The sequence below is a fragment of the Synechococcus sp. CCAP 1479/10 genome, from assembly GCF_019038515.1.
In the GTDB taxonomy this organism is placed as follows: domain Bacteria; phylum Cyanobacteriota; class Cyanobacteriia; order PCC-6307; family Cyanobiaceae; genus Cyanobium.
This window is the reverse complement of the sequence record NZ_JAFKRJ010000106.1, coordinates 1-393: the sequence shown is the minus strand read 5'-3', so window position 1 is coordinate 393 and position 393 is coordinate 1. Positions and strand designations below refer to the sequence as shown.

Annotated in this window: 1 protein-coding gene; it reads left to right on the top strand. The window is 68.4% G+C overall.

The window, feature by feature from the left end:
* Positions 1 to 393: cadherin-like domain-containing protein (locus tag KUG39_RS17180; protein WP_216916633.1), on the top strand; the 393-nt coding region annotated here is incomplete at both ends.

Sequence of the window (393 nt, the reverse complement as noted above, 5' to 3'; positions counted from 1 at the left end):
CCCTTCCCCCTCGGCAGTCCCGTCACCATCGCCGGGGTCGGCAGCCTCACCATCGCCGCCAACGGCTCCTATTCGTTCACGCCGGCCGCCAACTACAACGGCACCGTTCCCCTGATCTCCTACGTCGTCACCGACGGCTCAGGGCCCAACGATTCCTCCACCCTCGCCATCACCGTCACGCCGGTCAACGACGACTTCAGCGACGTCAGCGAAACCCTCTCCATCGCCGAGGACAGCGGCACCACCACCGGCAATCTCCTCGCCGGCACCACCAGTCCCGATGGCCCGGTCTCGATCGCGTCCTTTTCCATCGCCGGCCAGAGCGGGCCCTTCCCCCTCGGCAGTCCCGTCACCATCGCCGGGGTCGGCAGCCTCACCATCGCCGCCAACGGC